This window comes from Dellaglioa sp. CoH-56-MRSF-12, from assembly GCF_056782075.1.
In genome coordinates this window covers 1-304 of the sequence record NZ_JBXAYD010000057.1, presented here as the reverse complement: position 1 = coordinate 304, position 304 = coordinate 1, and the positions used below count along the sequence as shown (strand labels likewise).

The following is a 304-nucleotide window of genomic DNA, read 5'->3' as shown; positions in this document are numbered from 1 at the left end:
GAAAGGAAGAAAAGGGGGGAGAAGGGGGGAAAGGGGGGAGGGGAAGAGGAGGAAGGGAGAAGGAGGAGGGGAAGGAAAGAAGGAGGGAAAAAAAGAAGGGGAGAAAGAAAAGAAAAGGAGGGGGAAAAGGGGGGGAGGGAGAGAAGAAAGGGGGAGAAAAAGAGGGAAGGGGGGAGGAAAGAAGGGAAGAAGGAGAGAGGGGGGAGGAGAAAAAAAGAGGAAACAAACAACAAAAGGGGAAGGAGAAACGGGGAGGGGGGACAATGGCGGGGGGGGGGAAAATAAAATTCATCAACACCAGTGT

At 53.0% G+C, this 304-nt stretch carries 1 protein-coding gene; it reads left to right on the top strand.

The genetic code is table 11. The features are described from left to right. The coding region (locus AC1RPY_RS07770) for a hypothetical protein (RefSeq protein ID WP_481763110.1) at positions 1–304 on the top strand (304 nt) is incomplete at both ends.